The sequence below is a fragment of the Xanthomonas sp. NCPPB 3569 genome, assembly GCF_041475645.2.
Taxonomy (GTDB): domain Bacteria; phylum Pseudomonadota; class Gammaproteobacteria; order Xanthomonadales; family Xanthomonadaceae; genus Xanthomonas; species Xanthomonas phaseoli.
Genome location: NZ_CM192969.1, coordinates 1661718 through 1679429, shown reverse-complemented (window position 1 = coordinate 1679429; position 17712 = coordinate 1661718). Strand labels below are relative to the sequence as shown.

Annotated in this window: 15 protein-coding genes and 1 pseudogene; 9 read left to right on the top strand and 7 right to left on the bottom strand. The window is 64.3% G+C overall.

Annotation, left to right across the window (positions count from 1 at the left end; all coding sequences use genetic code 11):
- Window positions 1–81 precede the first annotated feature (81 nt).
- Entirely contained in the window at window positions 82–402 is a 321-nt protein-coding gene (gene clpS, locus ACCQ03_RS07180) for an ATP-dependent Clp protease adapter ClpS (protein WP_057678136.1), read from the bottom strand.
- An 89-nt stretch (window positions 403–491) separates the two neighbouring features.
- Between clpS and ACCQ03_RS07175 the strand changes: the two genes are divergently transcribed.
- The 6 genes and pseudogenes from ACCQ03_RS07175 to ACCQ03_RS07150 all read left to right on the top strand — a co-directional run.
- Window positions 492–656 (top strand): hypothetical protein, encoded by a 165-nt coding sequence (locus ACCQ03_RS07175; protein ID WP_209226946.1) that lies wholly within the window; start codon window positions 492–494, stop codon window positions 654–656.
- Complete coding sequence (locus ACCQ03_RS07170; RefSeq protein ID WP_057678137.1) at window positions 653–1111, top strand: NUDIX hydrolase; 459 nt, start codon at window positions 653–655, stop codon at window positions 1109–1111. The genes ACCQ03_RS07175 and ACCQ03_RS07170 overlap by 4 nt, the downstream gene beginning before the upstream one ends.
- Window positions 1108–2244 carry a tRNA 2-thiouridine(34) synthase MnmA gene (gene mnmA / locus ACCQ03_RS07165; RefSeq protein ID WP_150146003.1) on the top strand — a complete coding sequence of 379 codons (1137 nt, stop codon included), beginning with the start codon at window positions 1108–1110 and terminating at the stop codon, window positions 2242–2244. The genes ACCQ03_RS07170 and mnmA overlap by 4 nt, the downstream gene beginning before the upstream one ends.
- Entirely contained in the window at window positions 2244–2858 is a 615-nt protein-coding gene (gene hflD / locus ACCQ03_RS07160; protein ID WP_057678139.1) for a high frequency lysogenization protein HflD, read from the top strand. The genes mnmA and hflD overlap by 1 nt, the downstream gene beginning before the upstream one ends.
- A 60-nt stretch (window positions 2859–2918) precedes the next feature.
- Entirely contained in the window at window positions 2919–4196 is a 1278-nt protein-coding gene (locus ACCQ03_RS07155; protein ID WP_209226949.1) for a methyl-accepting chemotaxis protein, read from the top strand.
- 86 nt (window positions 4197–4282) lie between these two features.
- A pseudogene (locus ACCQ03_RS07150) lies at window positions 4283–4522 on the top strand (hypothetical protein); the annotation flags it as partial.
- 14 nt (window positions 4523–4536) lie between these two features.
- On the opposite strand, the gene ACCQ03_RS07145 reads toward ACCQ03_RS07150, so the two are convergent.
- Together ACCQ03_RS07145 and ACCQ03_RS07140 are read right to left on the bottom strand one after the other, a co-directional pair.
- Window positions 4537–5651, bottom strand: a protein-coding gene (locus ACCQ03_RS07145; protein WP_170922305.1) for an IS3 family transposase whose coding sequence is annotated in 2 segments (ribosomal slippage) — window positions 4537–5399 and window positions 5399–5651 — 1116 coding nt in all. Because the reading frame shifts where the segments join, the coding sequence is not laid out codon by codon here.
- A gap of 1083 nt (window positions 5652–6734) precedes the next feature.
- On the bottom strand, window positions 6735–9521 hold the full coding sequence (locus ACCQ03_RS07140; protein WP_209226986.1) for a sensor domain-containing protein: 2787 nt from the start codon (window positions 9519–9521) through the stop codon (window positions 6735–6737).
- A gap of 120 nt (window positions 9522–9641) precedes the next feature.
- Between ACCQ03_RS07140 and ACCQ03_RS07135 the strand changes: the two genes are divergently transcribed.
- Window positions 9642–11774 (top strand): sensor histidine kinase, encoded by a 2133-nt coding sequence (locus ACCQ03_RS07135; protein WP_039569868.1) that lies wholly within the window; start codon window positions 9642–9644, stop codon window positions 11772–11774.
- A gap of 3 nt (window positions 11775–11777) precedes the next feature.
- Window positions 11778–13499 (top strand): EAL domain-containing protein, encoded by a 1722-nt coding sequence (locus ACCQ03_RS07130; RefSeq protein WP_057678141.1) that lies wholly within the window; start codon window positions 11778–11780, stop codon window positions 13497–13499.
- Between the two features lie 133 nt (window positions 13500–13632).
- Here ACCQ03_RS07130 and ACCQ03_RS07125 read toward each other — a convergent pair whose 3' ends face one another.
- From ACCQ03_RS07125 to flgA, 4 genes are all read right to left on the bottom strand, one after another.
- Complete coding sequence (locus tag ACCQ03_RS07125) at window positions 13633–14859, bottom strand: ATP-binding protein (protein ID WP_005914453.1); 1227 nt, start codon at window positions 14857–14859, stop codon at window positions 13633–13635.
- A gap of 166 nt (window positions 14860–15025) precedes the next feature.
- A complete protein-coding gene (locus ACCQ03_RS07120; RefSeq protein ID WP_003482942.1) occupies window positions 15026–15358 on the bottom strand; it encodes a flagella protein in 333 nt (110 codons plus the stop codon).
- Window positions 15359–15373: 15 nt separating this feature from the next.
- Window positions 15374–15685 carry a flagellar biosynthesis anti-sigma factor FlgM gene (gene flgM, locus ACCQ03_RS07115; RefSeq protein ID WP_209226994.1) on the bottom strand — a complete coding sequence of 104 codons (312 nt, stop codon included), beginning with the start codon at window positions 15683–15685 and terminating at the stop codon, window positions 15374–15376.
- A gap of 66 nt (window positions 15686–15751) precedes the next feature.
- Entirely contained in the window at window positions 15752–16396 is a 645-nt protein-coding gene (flgA, locus tag ACCQ03_RS07110) for a flagellar basal body P-ring formation chaperone FlgA (RefSeq protein ID WP_008575794.1), read from the bottom strand.
- A 301-nt stretch (window positions 16397–16697) separates the two neighbouring features.
- On the opposite strand from flgA, the gene ACCQ03_RS07105 reads away from it, so the two are divergent.
- Complete coding sequence (locus tag ACCQ03_RS07105) at window positions 16698–17642, top strand: chemotaxis protein (protein WP_017154647.1); 945 nt, start codon at window positions 16698–16700, stop codon at window positions 17640–17642.
- The last annotated feature ends 70 nt before the right edge of the window (window positions 17643–17712 follow it).

Genomic DNA, 17712 nt, shown 5'->3' with positions numbered 1-17712 from the left:
TATCGGATAGGCATGTTCAGACAGCGTTAGCACGTGATCGCAGCCACACTGTTGCGCTGCTGGAATGATCTAGCGGGCGCCTCAGGCCTGTTCCATCATGCACAGCAGCGGGTGCTGGTTCATGCGCGAAAACTCGTTGACCTGGGCCACTTTCGACTCGGCGACCTCACGGCTGTAGACCCCGCACACGCCACGCCCGCGGGTGTGGACGTGCAACATGATCTGGGTGGCTTGCTCCAGATTCAGGTTGAAAAACTGCTCCAGGACGGTCACCACGAAGTCCATCGGGGTGTAGTCGTCGTTCAGCAACAGCACCTGGTAGCGCGGCGGTGGCGCCACTTCCGGCTTGCCGGCTTCGACCATCAGGCCGTGGTCGTGTTCGTGTGAGGTATTCCGAGGCATCCGGCCATTATACGGTTCAACCTTGCGCGCATTGGACGATTTACGCTGTGGCCCGCACAATTTGTCTCCAATTCCTTGGCTGGCCCTTGATGACCGATCCCATGACCGCGCAGTTGCTGGCGCCGTCGTCGACCGCAGATGCCCTGATGCGCACCGTTCACGACGGCGCAGCCGTGCCGGGGTGGCACCGCAGTGCCGGTTACGTCGCACGAGCGGCGCCCTGGTGGCCCACCGCGCTGGAGCAGATTCGATGAGTACACCAGAGCAACGTTGGCATCCCGATGTGACAGTGGCCACAGTCGTGGTGCGCGATGGACGCTTGTTGCAGGTAGAAGAAGCCATCGGCGGCCGCTTGCTGCTGAACCAGCCTGCCGGGCATCTGGAGCCGGACGAAAGCCTGCAGGATGCCGCCGTACGCGAGACCCTGGAGGAGACTGGCTGGGACGTGCGCCTGACCCAGTTCATCGGGACCTACCAGTGGGTTGCGGCCAACGGGCAGTGCTTCTTGCGCTTTGCGTTCGTTGCCGATGCGCTGACCCATCACCCCGAACGCAGTCTGGACACCGGCGTGGTGCGCGCGTTGTGGATGACCCCGGACGAACTGCGCGCCTCCACCGAGCGCCTGCGCAGCCCGCTGGTGTGGGAGGTGGTCGCCGATTACCTGGCCGGGCAGCGCCATCCACTCTCCCTGGTGCGGCACATCGCATGAGTACGCCGCGCATTGTGGTGGGGGTGTCAGGCGGCGTGGATTCGTCCGTGGCGGCGTGGAAGCTGGCGCAGCAAGGCGAACCAATCGCCGGGCTGTTCATGCAGAACTGGGCCGACGACGGCAGCGGCGATTGCCGCGCCGAAGACGACCGTCGCGATGCGGTGGCGGTGTGTGGCGTGCTGGGCATCCCGTTTCATTTTCGCGACTTCTCCGGCGAATACTGGAGCGGCGTGTTCGAGCATTTCCTGGCCGAGTACGCGGCCGGACGCACGCCCAACCCCGACGTGTTGTGCAATCGCGAAGTGAAGTTCAAGCATTTTCTGGATGCGGCACAGGCGCTGGGTGCCGAGCGCATCGCCACCGGCCACTACGCGCAGGTGGCGCATCGCGGTGGGCGGTGGCGGCTGCTGCGTGGCGCCGACCGCGGCAAGGACCAGAGCTATTTCCTGCATCAGCTGGGGCAGACGCAGTTGGCCGCCACCCTGTTCCCGATCGGCGATCTGGAAAAAAGCAGGTTGCGCCGTATTGCCCAGGATGCCGGCTTGCCGACCCATGCCAAGAAGGATTCCACTGGCATCTGTTTCATCGGCGAGCGCGATTTCCGCGAGTTCCTGGGCCGCTATCTGCCCGCGCGCGCCGGCGAGATCCGCGATCCGCAGGGGCAGCGCATCGCCGAACATCCGGGGGTGTTCTACTTCACCCTGGGCCAGCGCGAGGGGCTGAACATCGGCGGCGTGCGCGGGCGGGCGGCCGCGCCGTGGTACGTGGTTGGCAAGGATGTGGCCAGCAATGTGCTGTATGTGGACCAGCACCGCGACAGCCCGCTGCTGCAATCGCACTGGCTCCGGTCCGAACAAGCCCACTGGGTGACCGGGGCGCCGCCGGCACGCCGGTTCAACTGCACTGCGCAGACGCGCTACCGTCAGCCCGACGAGCCCTGCACGGTGGATGTGCAGGACGATGGCAGCGTGCAGGTGCGCTTCGAACGGCCGCAACGGGCGGTGACGCCGGGGCAGTCGCTGGTGCTGTACGACGGGCAGGAATGCCTGGGCGGCGCGGTCATCGCGGCGACCGACGCACCGCTGGAACGCCAGTTGGCGGGATCTTCTTTTTCCTCTGAGGTAGTGGCTTGATGAGTGCTTCCATGGATCACCGTGTGCTGGCGCTTGCCGGGGTTGCTCAGGCCCTGCAACAAGTGCGGCGGATCGCCGAGACCGGGCATTCGGAAGCGGCGACGGTACGCACCGCCATGGACAGCGTGTTCCGTGTGGACGCTGCCTCGCCGGAGGCCGTGTACGGCTCGGCAGCGGCGCTGGCACCTGGCCTGCGCCTGTTGCACAACTACTTCCGCAACCAGGGCCAGGACGAAGTGCTGCCGCGCCTGGCACTGGCCGTGCTGCAGCTGGAGCGTCGGTTCGTACGCGATGCCAGCACCGTCGCGACTGTCGCCAGCGGAATCGACGCGGCAGCGCGCCAGGCCCAGCAACTGGGCGACAGCAGCCACCCCGATGTGTTGAGCGCGCTCGGCGGGCTGTACGCGCAGACCATCAGCCACCTGCGGCCCAAGGTCATGGTGCAAGGCAACCCGCACTACCTGGGCCAGGCGGGTGTGGTCGCGGAGATCCGCGCGCTGTTGCTGGCGGCAGTGCGCTCGGCGGTGCTGTGGCGGCAGATGGGCGGCAGCCTGTGGGATTTCCTGTTCGCCAAACGCGCAATGATCGAAGCGGTAGACCGCGCGTTGCGCTAACGGGCGCGAAAAACCGCCTACATCTGCGCGCTAGCGGCCGCTGAGCAGCGTCAACGGCGGTTGAACGGGCCAGGCGATGTGGCGATCGTCGCTAAAGACAACGGGGGCAGTGCCGATACAGCAACCGTGACTCTGCCGAGAACGCCCATGTATTCACGTCCACTCATCCGTCTAGCCGCCCCTTTGGCTCTGACCTTGCTGTTTCCTTTCGCTGTCGGATTCGACTGGCCCGCTTCGGTGCGCTGGGCGATCCTGGCGACCATGACCCTCAGTTGGTTGGGTTTCGCTGCCTGGGTGACGTATTTCCAGTTCCGGCCTAATCCGGACCAGGCCCGTATCCTGCGCGAGCAGGATCAACTGCTCAACGAACTGCGCACGTTCGTCAGCAACGAAGTCGACGGATCGCGCTCGGAAGTCGAGCGTGCCCGCGAACTGATCCGCCAGGCCGTGTCCGGCCTGGGTGGCAGCTTCGAAGCGATGAATCGTAAATCGCGTCAGCAAAGCCAGGCACTGGCCCGCATCGTCGACCGTGCCGGTGACGACGGCAGTGCCGGCGTCGACGTCGTCCGCTTCGCCCAGCATGCCAGCTCCCGCATGGAGCAGTTGGTGGAAGCGCTGGAACAGGTGAGCGGCCAAAGCACCAACACCGTCCATCACATCGATGAGATGGCGCAGCACCTGGACGGCATCTTCGCGCTGCTGGAAGACGTCAAGTCGATCGCCGACCAGACCAACCTGCTGGCCTTGAACGCCGCCATCGAAGCAGCACGTGCCGGTGAAGCCGGTCGCGGCTTCGCGGTGGTCGCCGACGAGGTGCGCAACCTGTCCGAGCGCTCCACCACCTTCAACGAGCAGATCCGCAAGCTGGCGCACAGCTCCAAGGAATCGATCGCCAAGGTGCGTGAAACGGTCTCGCAGCTGGCCTCGCGCCACATGGACCGCTCCCGCGAGGCGCGCCACGAATCGGCCGCTATGCTGGAGAACGTCGCCCAGATCAATGCTTCGTTGGGCGATGGCATGCGCGAGATCTCCGAGTGCGCACGCTCGATCGATGGCAGCGTGGCCGAAGCGGTGCGTGCCCTGCAGTTCGAGGACATCGCCACGCAGACGCTGAGCGGCATCCACACCCACCTGGACCGCCTGACCGCGATCAACCGCGAAGCGGTGGCGCTGCAGGAACTGCTGCATCGCAATGGCGGCGTGTACGACAGCGACCTGGTCGCCGCGCTGGCCAAGGTGTCCAACCGCCTGCGCGACATGCGCGTGGAGTGGGAACGCCCGCCGCACAAGCCGGTGGCACAGCAAGGCATGGGTGCCGGCACGGTCGAGTTGTTCTAAGACTGATGTCGCCACGCAGCTGCTGATTCCGACATTCCCCGGCCTTCCGGGGATTTGTCGTTCCGTCACGACCTGGTGTTTCGCCCATGACACTTGTTGCCCCGAGCATCGATGCCCCTACCGCCGCACTGCAGGCCGCTGCGCTGGCAGCCGCACATGCCGAGCGCATCGCGCAAAGCGATGCCGCCAGGCCTGCACTGCGGCGTGTCCGCATGCCGGCCGCGCTGGAACGGCTGGAAAACAGCGCACGCGCGGAGCTGCTGGCCCTGATCAACCCGCGCCGCGTATGCAGCGAAGAAGAGCTGTTGTTCGCCACGGTGGCCTGGCGTAAGCTCCCCCGTCAAGCAGACAGTCCAAAAGTAGACCTTCTGGCGTGTTGGTTGCGGTACTCGGTCGGCGTTAGGCCGCCGAGCGCGTCATGGGGCCGCTGTTCGTTGTAATCGATCATCCACCAATGGGTAGCTTCGCGGATATCGTCGAGGCGGGTGAAGAGGTGCTGGTCGAGCACTTCTTCCCGGAAGGTGCGGTTGAAACGTTCGATGAAGGCGTTCTGGTTCGGCTTGCCGGGCTGGATGTACTGGATCGCCACGCCATTGACCTTCAGCCAGCTGGTAAATGCGTCGCCCAGAAACTCTGGTCCGTTGTCGGAACGCACGACCTGCGGCAGGCCATGATCGTGCTTGATCTGCTCGAACACGCGCACCAGACGATGCGAGTTGATCGACGTATCCACCTCGATGTGGAGCACCTCGCGGTTGAAGTCGTCGACCACGTTGAAGGTGCGGAAGCGTCGGCCGCACGCCAGAGCGTCGCTCATGAAGTCGACCGACCAGACGGTATCAGGCAACCTTGGGACATACAGCGCGACACGCTCGCGCTTGGGAAGCCGCCGCTTCGCAGCGCGGCGCAGGTTGAGCCGCATGGCCTTGTACACGCGATAGATTCGCTTCGGGTTCCAGTCAGGTCGCGTCCTGCGCAGTACGTCGCTGCATTTCCAAAAGCCGCGACTGGGGCGGTCTTCGACGACACGTGCGATCGCCGCGATCAACTCGGCATCGCGTACTGTCCAGTCGAGCGGTGGCGCATACCACGCCGCACGTGCAAGCCCGACGCATGCACAGGACCGACGCAGCGGCCGCGCGTGTACCTCGATCAGGTACCGCACGGCCTCGCGCTTGCGCGCCGGCCCCAGAGTTTTTTTGCGATGAGATCCTTCATGGCCGCATTGTCGAGCGCCAACTCGGCGTACATCCGCTTGAGCTTGGCGTTCTCCGACTCAAGCTCCTTGACCCGCCGCAGCTCCGAAGCCTCCAGGCCTCCGTACTTACTCTTCCACTGGTAGTACGTCGCTGTGCTGATACCAACCTGGCGACAGACGTCCTTGACCGGCACGCCGGCGTCGGCCTGCTTGAGCGTCGCGACGATCTGCGTCTCGGTGAACTTTGAGGTGCGCATAGAACCTCCTGGCTGAGGTAACGATGCCAGAAATATCCACTTATGCGGTGTCTGTCAGGCTGGGGAGCTTACGCTGGGATCTGGGTCTGGATGGTGCCGCGGTCAGCGGATCGGCGCGGTAAGCCCAGCGCCGTACAGCGGGGCGTGCCTCGGCAGGCGCTCCGCTGGTTGTTTCTACTGCCCGAGATCGACGCTTTTTGCACATGCATTGCCGCCAGGGTGCTTCCGCATCACCCCGTGCCGACTCGCAATACTCTGCGTACGCGGTACTGATCGCGCGCAGCATCAGGGTGAGCTCTCCCCTGCCCGTCTGCTCAGCCATTCTTGTGACCGAACGTGCGCCTTGGGTCGCTACACCTATCGGAAGCCTGTGCGAGGCAATCGCGCGTCCGCTACGTGGCGGCGCAACTCCCTCACGCTCTATTGCCGGGCAAACCCAACTACGTCCTTGTCGCCTAAGCAACCCAAGTCATTTCAGCAGTGGAAATCGACCCGTCAGTTGCGGCGATGCTGATGTGTCGCCTGGCTGCGGGATCCTTGCGCGCGCCTCATCGCAGGACAGATGCAACTACAGCCTGAAGAGCTTGCAGGGCATCCATTCCGTTCGAGTTCCTGCAATGGCGGGCGGGCAATGACCATCGAGATGGTCGCTGCGCGATCTGCGAGTGCATCAATCTTTGCTCTTCACTTGCCAACCAGGCAAGTCCCGGGTGCGATGTCCTCGCCGAGTGCGGAAGCGTTGGACCGGCATGGAGGTCGCCATCGAACTTCAATCGATGGACCCGCAGCTTGTCCTGCGAGCAGTGAGGCATCGCGCCAACTTCGACGCTGGGACGTTGTGGTGGTCTTGCAGCTTACGTCAGCTTGAGCGTCGTTGATGCCGCCACAACGTCTGTGTGGACGCCCTCATAGGTTGCCCTGTGGCTGGCGAGGCGCGGCATGCCCGACCTAACAAGTGATCAGCGGCGTTCGAACGCCGCGACGGCCTGCCATCTCTGATGTCTTCAAGCCAGTGGGCAATACACACCGGCTACTCGTAAGACGGCTGCTGCGGCTCAAACCCACGCAATGCCGCACACTGGGTCAGTTGGCAATGACCAGACGCGCGCCCAACCGCATGCCGGCGCCGGCTTCGCGCAACCACTGCGCCATGTCGCGCGGCGAGAGCGGGCGTGAGTAAAAATAGCCCTGGATTTCGTCGCAGCCCTGCTGGCGCAGCAGTGCGTCTTCCTGCACGGTTTCCACGCCTTCTGCGACTACCTGCATGCCGAGGGCGTGGCCCAGATGGACGATGGCCTGGGTGACTTCGGCCGTATTGGCGTCGTCGAGCATGCCTTGCACGAAGCTGCGGTCGATCTTCAGGCGCTGCACCGGGAAGCGATTGAGGTAATGCAGGTTCGAGAACCCGGTGCCGAAGTCGTCCACCGCCAGCAGCACGCCGTTCTGTTCGAACAATTCGAAGCAGCGGCGCAGCGAATCGGAGTCGCGAATCAAGGCAGATTCGGTCAGCTCCAGCTCCAGGCGCGAAGGCGGCCAGCCGTTGTCGCGGCAGATTTCCAGCACGCGCTCGGCAAAGCCGCGTTCACGCAATTGCACCGCAGACACATTCACCGCAACGCGGCTGAAATGCAGCCCGGCTCGATCCCAAACCACGGCCTGACGACACGCCTCGCCGATGACCCACTCGCCCAGACGCACGATCTCGCCGCATTCTTCGGCGATCGGGATGAATTCGACCGGGCTGCAGGGTCCGTGGCCAGGGCGATTCCAGCGCATCAGCGCTTCGATGGCCGGCGATGCATCGTCCACGGTGTTGACCAGCGGCTGGTAGACCAGCGTGAATTCTTCGCGCTCGAGCGCGCCTTGCAGCGCATGCTCCAGCTCCAGGCGGCGCTGCGCCCGCAGCAGCACGTCCTGGCTGTAGTAATGGTACGTATTGCGCCCAGATTCCTTGGCTGCATACATCGCCGCATCGGCGGCGCGCAGCAGGCTGTCGAAATCCGATAGCCCTTCGCCCTGCAGCGCGATGCCGATGCTGGCGCCGAGCTTGAGGGTGACATGCTCCTTGCGCAGCGGCTCGCCGAGCGCGGCAATCAATTTACGCGCCACGTGGCCGGCATCTTCGGGCTCGGACATATCGCGCAGCAGCACGATGAATTCGTCGTCGCTGAAGCGGCCGAACAGGTCGCTATTACGCAGATGTTGATGCAGGCGCGAGGAGGCCAGCTTGAGCAGGTTGTCGCCGGTGGCGTGGCCAAACGAATCGTTGATGCTCTTGAAGCCATCCAGATCGATCAACAGCATTGCCAATGTCTGGCCGCGCTCGTTCGCTTCGCGAATGGCGTTTTCTGCCTGCTCGCGCAACAAAAAGCGGTTCGGCAAACCGGTCAGACGGTCGTAGTGGGCAAGCAGCTCGATGCGCTCGTTGGCTTCGCGCTCGCGGGTGATATCGCGGAACAAGGCAACAAACCGCGGCGGCAAGCCCTCGCGACGATCCAGCTCGATCAGCACCTGCACCCAGACACGCTGGCCGGAGTTGCGATAGAAACACAGCTCCAGCTGCTCGGGCAGGCCGCCATCGGAGATACGCAGCAGCGCCGCCTCGAAAGCGTCGCGCGAATCCTGCGTGTACAGCGACAGCGCCTGCTCCAGGGTGATGGTTTCCTTGCGCAGGCCGTGAATGCGATAGCACTCCTCGGTCCATTGCATGCGCCGGGTGTCGACCTCGATCTCGCAGCCGCCGATCTTGCCCAACGCGGACACGCGGTTGAGCAGCTCGGTGCGCCAACGGATCAGCGCGTCGGTCTGGCGTTGTTCGGTGACGTTCTGCAGCTGGCCGAGCACGCGCACCATGCTGCCGTCGCCATCGAACACCGGCTGTGCCCACACGCGCAGATGATGCGGGTTGGCGCCGAGCAGGCCGTTGATTTCCAGTTCGAAATGCACCGGCATGCCTTCGTGCTTGATCTTGCGCCAGGCGCTGCGTAGCTGCGCAACCGAAGGCCCGGTCAGCAGGCGCAGGATGTCGCGGATGCCTTGCAGACGAACCTGGGTCATGCCGAGTTGTTGCAGGAAATCCTGCGACACCCACAGCGCATCGTGATGCGAATCCCAGCTCCAGCTTCCCATGCTGGCGATGCGCTGGGCTTCTTCGAGCTGTGCCTGCTGATCGCGCAGCTGCTGCTCGAGCAATTTGTGATGGTGCACGTCGGTATGCGTGCCGACCATGCGCAACGGACGTCCGTCGGCAGTGCGCGAGACCACGCGGCCGCGATCCAAGATCCAGCGCCACTGGCCGTCGTGCTGGCGTAGCCGAAATTCGGCCACATAGGTATCGGTGCGGCCTTCCAGATGCGCCTGCACCGCCGCGCTGACATGCGCGTGGTCTTCCGGATGAATCAGTCCGGACAAGGCAGTGAGATTGTTCGGCAGCGGCTGCTCGGAATACCCGAGCATGCGTGTCCAGCGCTCGGAGCGATACACCACATCGGCCGGAATATCCCAATCCCACAAACCGTGATCGGCGCTGTCCAGGCCTATCTCCCAGCGACTGGTGCCATCGGCACCCTTGGGTTCGGGAATGCTCAGGGTGAATGCCATGATCTGGCCGTGCTCGTCGCAGACCGCACGCAGCCAGCCTTCCAGCCGGCCGCCGCCGGTGCCCGGCAAGACGCAGGGCGCCATGCCCCCGCTCTCGGCCAGTTGGGCACGGCTGCTTTCCAACACATCGGCGTATGCGCCAAGGGTTGCCGGCAATCCGAGGGATTGCGCAACGCGGTTGGCCGCCAGAGGCTGGCCATGCGCATCCAACAACACCACCGCCGAGGTCAGCGGGTGCTGCAGCATGCTTGCAATGACGCCTGAGTCCACTCTGGAACACTCCGAAGAATCGACCCCGGCCTTCGGAGTCGCAATGGATAACGGCCGTGCCGGCGAATAGTTGAGCGGCCTGATGCGAGCTGGACCGTACCGGCCCGAGTTACGGATAAGATGGCCGCATCGCCAGCACTCAAGGTCGTCCGCGGATCCATGCAACAGCCCGTCGCCGCGCCCGCATTTTCGTCTGCCCCCGTCTCCTGCCTCCGTCTCGCCGAGCGCCTGCAGCAAGGCCTGTGGACACTGACCGGCCTGTACCTGCTGGTTGGCGTGATCTGGCTGCTGCTGGGCAACCGGCTGCTCAACCTGGCCGGCGCCGCCATGCCGGAGCGCTGGTCGGACGCGAGCTTTCTGGTGCTCTCCAGCATCGTCATCCACCTGGTGCTGCGCCGCTTCACCGGCTTGATCGTGGACGAGTACGCCAAGCTGGCGCAGTCCGAGGCGTTGCTGCAGGCCAAGTTCCTGGCTCTGCCCAGCCCGGCCTTCATTTACGACCTGGCCACCATGCGCATCCTCGACGCCAATCCGGCGGCGCTGGAATTCTTCGGCTGGGAGCGCGACGAGTTCCTGCAACAGACGCTGCAGGCGATCTGGCCCAATGCCGATGGCGAGCGGCTGGAAGAAATCATTGCGCAGATCCGTGGCAAGGGAGATGCAACGTGCGTGTTGAACGAAGACCTGATGACGCGCAGCGGCCCGCGACATGTCGAGGTGCGCAGCAACCAGCTGCACCTGGCCAGCGGCCCTGCCCGCCTGGTCGTCACCGTAGACCGCAGCGAGGAGCGCCGGGCGCAAGATCTGCGCGACGAGGCGCTCGAGCGTCTGGAGGAGGCGCAGAGCATCGCGCGGCTGGGCTCCTGGCAACTGGATCGCACGACCGGCCTGGGACGCTATTCGCCGGCGGTCTACCGCCTGCTGGGGCGCAGCGTGCCGATGCACCGTCGTGAGCATCGGCTGGAAGAATTGCTGACCGCCTCCGACAGCGCGACCCAGGTGCGCATCGAACGCATGATCGAAGACATGTGTACCGGTGGCGAGGTGCAGATCGATGTGCTGCTGCCGCTGACCGGCGGCGATTCGCAACCGCGCACGGTGCATCTGCGCGCCGAAAGCGTGACCAGCCCCAGCGGCGTGCGCCATGTGCACGGCACCTTGCAGGATGTGAGCGAACGCGAGCAATCGCGCCGGCTGCTGCGCGAACGCGAGGAGCAATTTCGCGAGTTGGTGCGCGTGCTGCCCGACGGTGTGCTGATTCTCGCCGACGAGCATGTGATGTACGCCAACGCGGCCGGCTCGGCCCAGTTCGGCTTTCAGGGCGAAACCATCCTGGGAGAACCGCTGCAGACCCTGGTGGGCGACACCGACCTGCCGGTGGTGCGCGAATACCTGCGCGCAGGCAGCGACCGCAATGAGCCGGTGTCCAGCGCACGCGCGATGCGTCGTCGCGACGGCAGCACCTTCTATGCAGGTCTGTCGGCCGGCGACATCCGCTATGGCGGACGCAGCTGCAAGTTGCTGGTGGTGCGCGATCTGAGCGAACCCGAGCGCATGCGCGACGCCCTGGCCGAGAGCAATGCCGAACTGCAGGCGATGGCCAAGCGTCTGTTTTCGTTGCAGGAAGATGAGCGGCGTGCCATCTCGCGCGACCTGCATGACGACATCGGGCAAGCGATCACTGCGATGAAGCTGTCCGCGCACGCGGCCCTGGATGAACCGGACGCGGACGCGCGCCGTGAGGACTTGCTGGAAGTCGTGTCGCTGGCCGACACCACGGTGACCAAGCTGCGCAACCTGTCGATGCTGTTGCGTCCGCCACAACTCGATGCCCTGGGCCTGGAGGCAGCGCTGCGCTGGCAGGCCTCGATGCTGTTTCGTGCCTCGCAAGTGCGCCTGGAGCTCGATATTCAGGCGCTTGAAGAAAGGCCGGGCAACGAGATCGAACAGGCCTGCTTCCGGATCGCGCAGGAAAGCCTGACCAATGCATTGCGACACGCCTGCGCCGGCGAAGTGCACCTGCGTCTGCATTCGATCGATGCCGATAGTTTCCGTCTGGAAGTCAGCGATGACGGCGATGGCTTCGAGCCGGAGGGTCCGCGTGGGCTGGGACTGATCGTGATGCGTGAGCGTGCGCAAACCGTCGGCGGCACGCTCGCGATAGAATCGGCTCCCGGAGCAGGCACGCGCGTGACGTTGCGCCTGCCCTATCACCCGGTCGGCGAGTCCGTCCACGACGATGGTGGACGTTGAGTCATGTGGAGCCCCGTAATCCCGCCCGGACTGGAAATCGTCAAGCCCACCCGGCTTGGCGCGGGCAATCCCGAGTTGCTGCACCTGGTGGACGCGGCCGCCTCCGGCGGCCCGCCGCTGATGATCTTCCATGTCGATATCGATCACTTCGCCTCGATCAACGAGAACATGAGTGGCGAGGTCGGCGACCAGGCGTTGACGCTGGCGGCGCGCAGGCTGCAGGAATTTCTCGGCACGCGCGGCAAGCTGTGGCGCCACGGCAGCGACGAAATGGTGATCGTGGCAGTGCGTCGCGACGACACTCCGCTGCCGGAAGATTTTGCCGAGGAGATCCGTCAGCAACTGGAACTGCCGCTGTCGGTGCTGCCGTACACCTTGTTCATGACCGGCAAGGTCGGCATCAGCCTGTGTCCCGAACATTCCACCTCATTGTCCACGCTGCTGGATTACGCCGAAGAAGCCAGCTACCAGGCCGCGCGCGAAGGCGGCAACACGGTGCGGCTGTACACGCGCAACTCGGCCACCAACGCGCATAGCGAAAGCATCATTGCGCGACAGATCGTCGATGCCATTCCGCATGGCGAGCTGCGCCTGCGCTATCAACCGCTGGTGAGCGCGCGCGATGGCCGCATCGTCGGCATGGAAGCGCTGCTGCGCTGGCAATCGCCCACCCTGGGCATGCTGGTGCCGGAACGCTTCATGCGTACCGCCGAGCGCCTGGGCGTGATCGTGCAGATCGGCGAATGGGTATTGCAGAACGCAGTACGCCAGGCGCGGCTGTGGCGCGACCAAGGTTTCGACGATTTCAGCATTGCAGTGAATGTTTCCACGCTGCAGCTGCTGCGCCCGGGCTTCTTCAACGAAGTGATGGCGATGCTGCAGACCGCCGGCGTGCCGGCGCAGTTCGTCACGCTGGAGATCAACGAAAGCGCGTTGACCAACAACGTCAACTTCGTCCACGAGACGATGGCCAACCTGCGCAATGAAGGCATCAGTCTGAGCCTGGACAACTTCGGCACCGGCGACTCCAGCCTGAGCGCACTGGTGCGCTACCCGGTGGACCGGCTCAAGATCGACCGCAGCTTCATCAAGAGCGCACCGGCCGGCAGCCGCGAGGCGGCGATTGCGCGCGCCATCATCGCCATGGGCCACCAGCTCGGCATGACGGTGATTGCCAATGGCGTGGAATCGCAGGCGCAGCTGGGCTTTTTGCGCCGCAACGATTGCGACATCTTCCAGGGCTACCTGTTCGGCGAGCCGATGTCGGCCGAGTCGGCCGGCATGGCACTGCGCCGGCGCTATCTGCGCCCGGAATCGTTCGCCGAAAGCCGCCCCGACCGCACGCTCTTGCTGCTGGACGACGAAGAAAACGTGCTGCGCTCGCTGGTGCGCCTGTTCCGTCGCGACGGTTACCGCATCCTGGCCGCCGGCAACGTGCGCGACGCCTTCGACCTGCTCGCCACCAACGATGTGCAGGTGATCCTTTCGGACCAGCGCATGAGCGACATGAGCGGCACCGAATTCCTGGGCCGGGTCAAGATGCTCTACCCGGACACGGTGCGCCTGGTGCTGTCCGGCTACACCGACCTGGCCACCGTCACCGAGGCGATCAACCGCGGCGCGATCTACCGATTCCTGACCAAGCCCTGGAACGACGACGAGCTGCGCGAACATATTCGCCAGGCGTTCCGCACGCATGATGAGTTGCGGAACGGCCGGGAATAGGGAATCGGGAGTGGGAATCGGTAGAGCAGACCTCCGCGTGTTGTTGCTTCTCAGACACGCAGCCAGATCAAGCGAGCGAAAAGCTACCTTACCGATTCCCGATTCCCAACTCCCCATTCCCAGCGCGTCAGCGCTACCGCGGCTGCCGGATCGGTAGCGTGATCCTGAAACTGGCGCCCTGCCCCGGCGTGCTTTCCACGTCGATGCGGCCGTGGTGCTTGTTGATGATGCCGTAGGAAATCGACAGGCCCAAGCCGGTGCCGCTGCCGACCGGCTTGGTGGTGAAGAATGGGTCGAAGATGCGCTGCAACAGATCCGGGGCGATGCCGGCGCCGCTGTCCTGGAACTGGATCCAGACGTTTTCTGCTTCGTCGCGACCGGTGGTCACGGTGATCGTGCCGCGCTCGACGATGGCCTGGCCGGCGTTGAGCAGCATGTTCATGTAGACCTGGTTGAGCTCGGATGGCAGGCACTCCACCAGCGGCAGCTCGGCGTAGTTGCGCTCCAGTGTGACCTTGTACTTGAGCTCGTTCCAGATGATGTTGATGGTGGATTCCAGGCCCGCATGCAGGTCGACCATCTTCCACGACTCGGATCGGTCCGAGTACGAGAAGTCCTTGAGGTCGCGCACGATGCGCGTCACCCGCTCGATGCCTTCGCGCGATTCGGCCATCAATTGCGGCAGATCGCGGCTGATGAAGTCGATGTCGGCGCGATTGCGGATCTCGTCGATTTCCGGAATCAGCGCCTTGGGATCCGGTGCCTGCAGCGCGCGCTCGTAGGCTTCAATCAGGGTGAACAAGCTGCGCAGATATTCCTGCAGGCTGCCCAGATTGGAGTGCACATAACCGATCGGATTGTTGATTTCATGCGCCACACCTGCAGCCAGCTGGCCGATGGAGGCCATCTTTTCCGATTGCAGCAATTTGTCCTGCGCCCCGTTCAAGCGCAGATAGGCCTGGCGCAATTCGGCATGGCGCTGTTGCAGCTCGCGCTCGTAATCCTGCTGGCCTTCGATGTTGTGGAACAGCGCCAGAAAATGCCCGGGCCCGCACTCTTCGTTGTAATACAGGTGCGCGATGACCACCCGGTCGGCGACCGGCAGGCTGCCGGTCCAGCTGCCCTTGCTGCGCGCTTGATTGAGTGCGTCCGATGGCAATACCTGCGAGATGCGCTCGCCCAGGTTGCGATCGTCGGTGGGGTCTTCCTTGCACAGGCTCTGGCGTGCAATGGCATTGGCCAGAATCAGCTTTCCGTCTGCGCGGAACAGCAGCAGCCCCTCCATCATCTGGTCGCCGAAGGCGCGCAGGATATCCGGGGACGGCAATAAGGCTTGATTGAGAAAAAACTTGGCGGTCACGGGAGCAGGCGGCGTAGAGGATGCCTCAATATACGCCGAACCATTGACGCTCCGTATCGTCGTCGTGCATTACCCGGCGATGCGACGCAGAACGAACGGCACCTGCCTGCTCGCCCAGGCCTGCGGCGCCATCTGCAGCCCGGTGCGCTGCAAGACAGCTTGCAACTCAGGCCACTGCCAACGAACGCCCGCCGCGCAACACGCTCGATTGCCCCTTGGCATCGTAGGACGGCGCACTTTCGGTGCGGCCCAGGTGACGCAGCGCCCAGTTCACTTCACGGCGCCGGCGTGCCAGCAGCGCGCCATTGGCGCGATTGGCTTCGGCCAGCTCACGCAGCCGCTCTTCTTCGCCTGCAGGCATCGCCGCTTCCAGCGCTTGCAGCGCCGACAGCTTGTCCTGCGTATGTCGCATCAGCCCATCGATGTCGTTCTCGAGTAATGCCTGGCGTTCGCCGGCCAGCGCATCGCTGAGACGTTGCAGGAACTCGTTCACGTTCATCCTTTCAGTCGGGGATCAACCCGCCAGTTGCTGATTCAGATCCATCATGCGGCTGGCGATGGCGTCCGGGTTGATGGAATAGCTGCCGTTCTGCAATGCATCCTTCACCGCCTGGACGCGACCGATGTCGATCGCCGAGGACTGCGAAAGCTCGCGCTGCAGGTTCTGCAGGTTGGTGGCTTCGCCGGTCAACTTGACGCTGTCGGTCGGCGGGGTTGCGGCAACCGGGGACGCGCGATCTTCGCCGGCCGAAGCGATCTTGCTGCTGGTGGCCGTGGTGCGAAGGGTGGCAGCGGTCGGTAGATTGCCTTCGATTTTCTGGGTCATGTCAGGAACTCCTCTACAGGTCGTAGGGGATAACGGCACCCAGAAAAAAAACTTTATAGAAATTTTTTACCTGGAGACCACAACGGTTCCGCTCGCTTCAACGATGCCCTGCACCACCCGGCGCGAGGACGAATTTTCCACCGACACGCGCTCGTTTTCGCCGGCGTCCGACAGGGCGCGACCACTCATGCGCACCTCCAGCCCGCCATTGCGCGAGACCAGCGGGACGGTGTCGCCGCGCCGGACCAACCGCTGCGTCACCAGATCGTTGGCAGAGAGCAGTGAGCCGGCCGGCAGGACGCGCCGGGCGGTCTTGCCCACCGCAGCCACCGGATCGGCCAGCACCGCGCCGACGATGCGGGCGGCGTCACGCTTCTCGATACTGATATCGGCCAGCGAGATGGTTTCTCCAGCGCTGATGCCGCGGCGCAAGACCAGCACGTCCTGGTTGCGACGCACCTTCAACGGCACGAACAGGCGCCAGCCGGCCGGCTGCGGGCACGCCACTTCCACCGTATTGGTGCCGGTGGGCTGCGCCTGCAGCGCGATCGGGCAAGCCGGCATGCGCAGGCCCGGATCGAGCGTGGCCTCGGCCTCGGCGTCCGGGCCGACGGTGGCCAGCGCCGCCGCACGGATGGAATCGACAGACTGATAGCTCTGGGCCCAGGCCGGAGCGGCAGCCAACAAGATGACAAGCAGGAGCAGGCGCATGGGACCAGATCCGGAGGAAGACGGGACAGGCAGTGCAAGCGGCGTGCCTGTTTTCGAATCGGGAATCGGGAATGGGGAATCGGTTGGTGGCGTGAGAGGTGGTCGGCCTTCGTTGCCGCCGTGCGATTTACTAGGTGAAAGTTATCAGCAAGCAAAGTCACTGCCCTTCGCCTCGGGCTTGCTGCGGAAAGCCCACCCCTCGCTTTTACGATTCCCCATTCCCGACTCCCCATTCCCGACAGCGCCCCCAACCACCCACAAAGCCCTCAAGTTTCCCGAGGGCGCTGTCGATATCTGCCCCATGACCCACGATCTGCTCAATCGCATCGACCAGCGCACGCGACTGGCTGGCCACAATCGACTGGCCCTGCTGCTGTTCCGGCTGGGCGGACGCCAGCTTTTTGGCGTCAACGTCTTCAAGGTGCAGGAAGTGCTGCGCCGGCCGGAATTGTTCCAGGTGCCTGGCTTGCCGACCGAGTTCGCCGGCGTGGCCGACGTGCGTGGGCGTTCGGTGCCGGTGCTGGATCTGGGCCTGGCCATCGGCCACCCGGAACGCGACTCGCATTCGGACAACGGTCCCGGCTACTTGGTCGTTGCCGAGTTCAACCGCTCGGTCCAGGGCTTTTTGGTCAGTGGCGTGGAGCGCATCGTCAATATTGCGGTGGAAGATATCCACCCGCCGCCGGAACTCGGTGCCGAAGCCACTTATTTGACGGCGGTGACGCGCTTCCAGGGCGAGCTGATCCAGGTCATCGACGTGGAGAGCGTGCTGGCCGATATCGCCAAGGTCAGCAAGGACGTGCAATTGGATCCCTCGCTGCAGCTGGTGGCCTACGACCGCCAGTTCCAGGTACTGGTGGTGGACGATTCACGGGTGGCGCGCCAGCAGATCCGCAGCGTGCTCGACCAGTTGGGCGTTTCGGCCACCCTGCTGTCCGACGGACGCCAGGCGCTGGACCATCTGCTGCAGGTGGCCGCCTCGGGCGAAAACCCGGCCGACCGCTACGCCATGGTGATCTCCGACATCGAAATGCCGGCAATGGACGGCTATACGCTGACGACGGAAATCCGGCGCACCCCGGGCCTGCAAGGCCTGTACGTGCTGTTGCACACCTCTTTGTCGGGCGTGTTCAACAACGCGATGGTCGAGCAGGTGGGCGCGAACGCCTTCGTGGCCAAGTACAGCGCCCACGAACTGGCCGACTATGTGCTGGCCCGCCTGAAAGTGGTCGCTGAAGCGGCCTGATCACACCTTTGGGCCGTGCAGTCGCTGAGACGCAGGCGGCGCTCTCCCGCGCCTGTTCCCGCACAAAGGC

Excerpts from the sequence above, each read along its gene's own strand:
- clpS (WP_057678136.1), bottom strand. The coding sequence starts at position 402 with ATGCCTCGGAATACCTCACACGAACACGACCACGGCCTGATGGTCGAA.
- ACCQ03_RS07175 (WP_209226946.1), top strand. The coding sequence starts at position 492 with ATGACCGATCCCATGACCGCGCAGTTGCTGGCGCCGTCGTCGACCGCA.
- ACCQ03_RS07170 (WP_057678137.1), top strand. The coding sequence starts at position 653 with ATGAGTACACCAGAGCAACGTTGGCATCCCGATGTGACAGTGGCCACA.
- mnmA (WP_150146003.1), top strand. The coding sequence starts at position 1,108 with ATGAGTACGCCGCGCATTGTGGTGGGGGTGTCAGGCGGCGTGGATTCG.
- hflD (WP_057678139.1), top strand. The coding sequence starts at position 2,244 with ATGAGTGCTTCCATGGATCACCGTGTGCTGGCGCTTGCCGGGGTTGCT.
- ACCQ03_RS07135 (WP_039569868.1), top strand. The coding sequence starts at position 9,642 with ATGGCCGCATCGCCAGCACTCAAGGTCGTCCGCGGATCCATGCAACAG.
- ACCQ03_RS07130 (WP_057678141.1), top strand. The coding sequence starts at position 11,778 with ATGTGGAGCCCCGTAATCCCGCCCGGACTGGAAATCGTCAAGCCCACC.
- ACCQ03_RS07120 (WP_003482942.1), bottom strand. The coding sequence starts at position 15,358 with ATGAACGTGAACGAGTTCCTGCAACGTCTCAGCGATGCGCTGGCCGGC.
- flgM (WP_209226994.1), bottom strand. The coding sequence starts at position 15,685 with ATGACCCAGAAAATCGAAGGCAATCTACCGACCGCTGCCACCCTTCGC.
- flgA (WP_008575794.1), bottom strand. The coding sequence starts at position 16,396 with ATGCGCCTGCTCCTGCTTGTCATCTTGTTGGCTGCCGCTCCGGCCTGG.
- ACCQ03_RS07105 (WP_017154647.1), top strand. The coding sequence starts at position 16,698 with ATGACCCACGATCTGCTCAATCGCATCGACCAGCGCACGCGACTGGCT.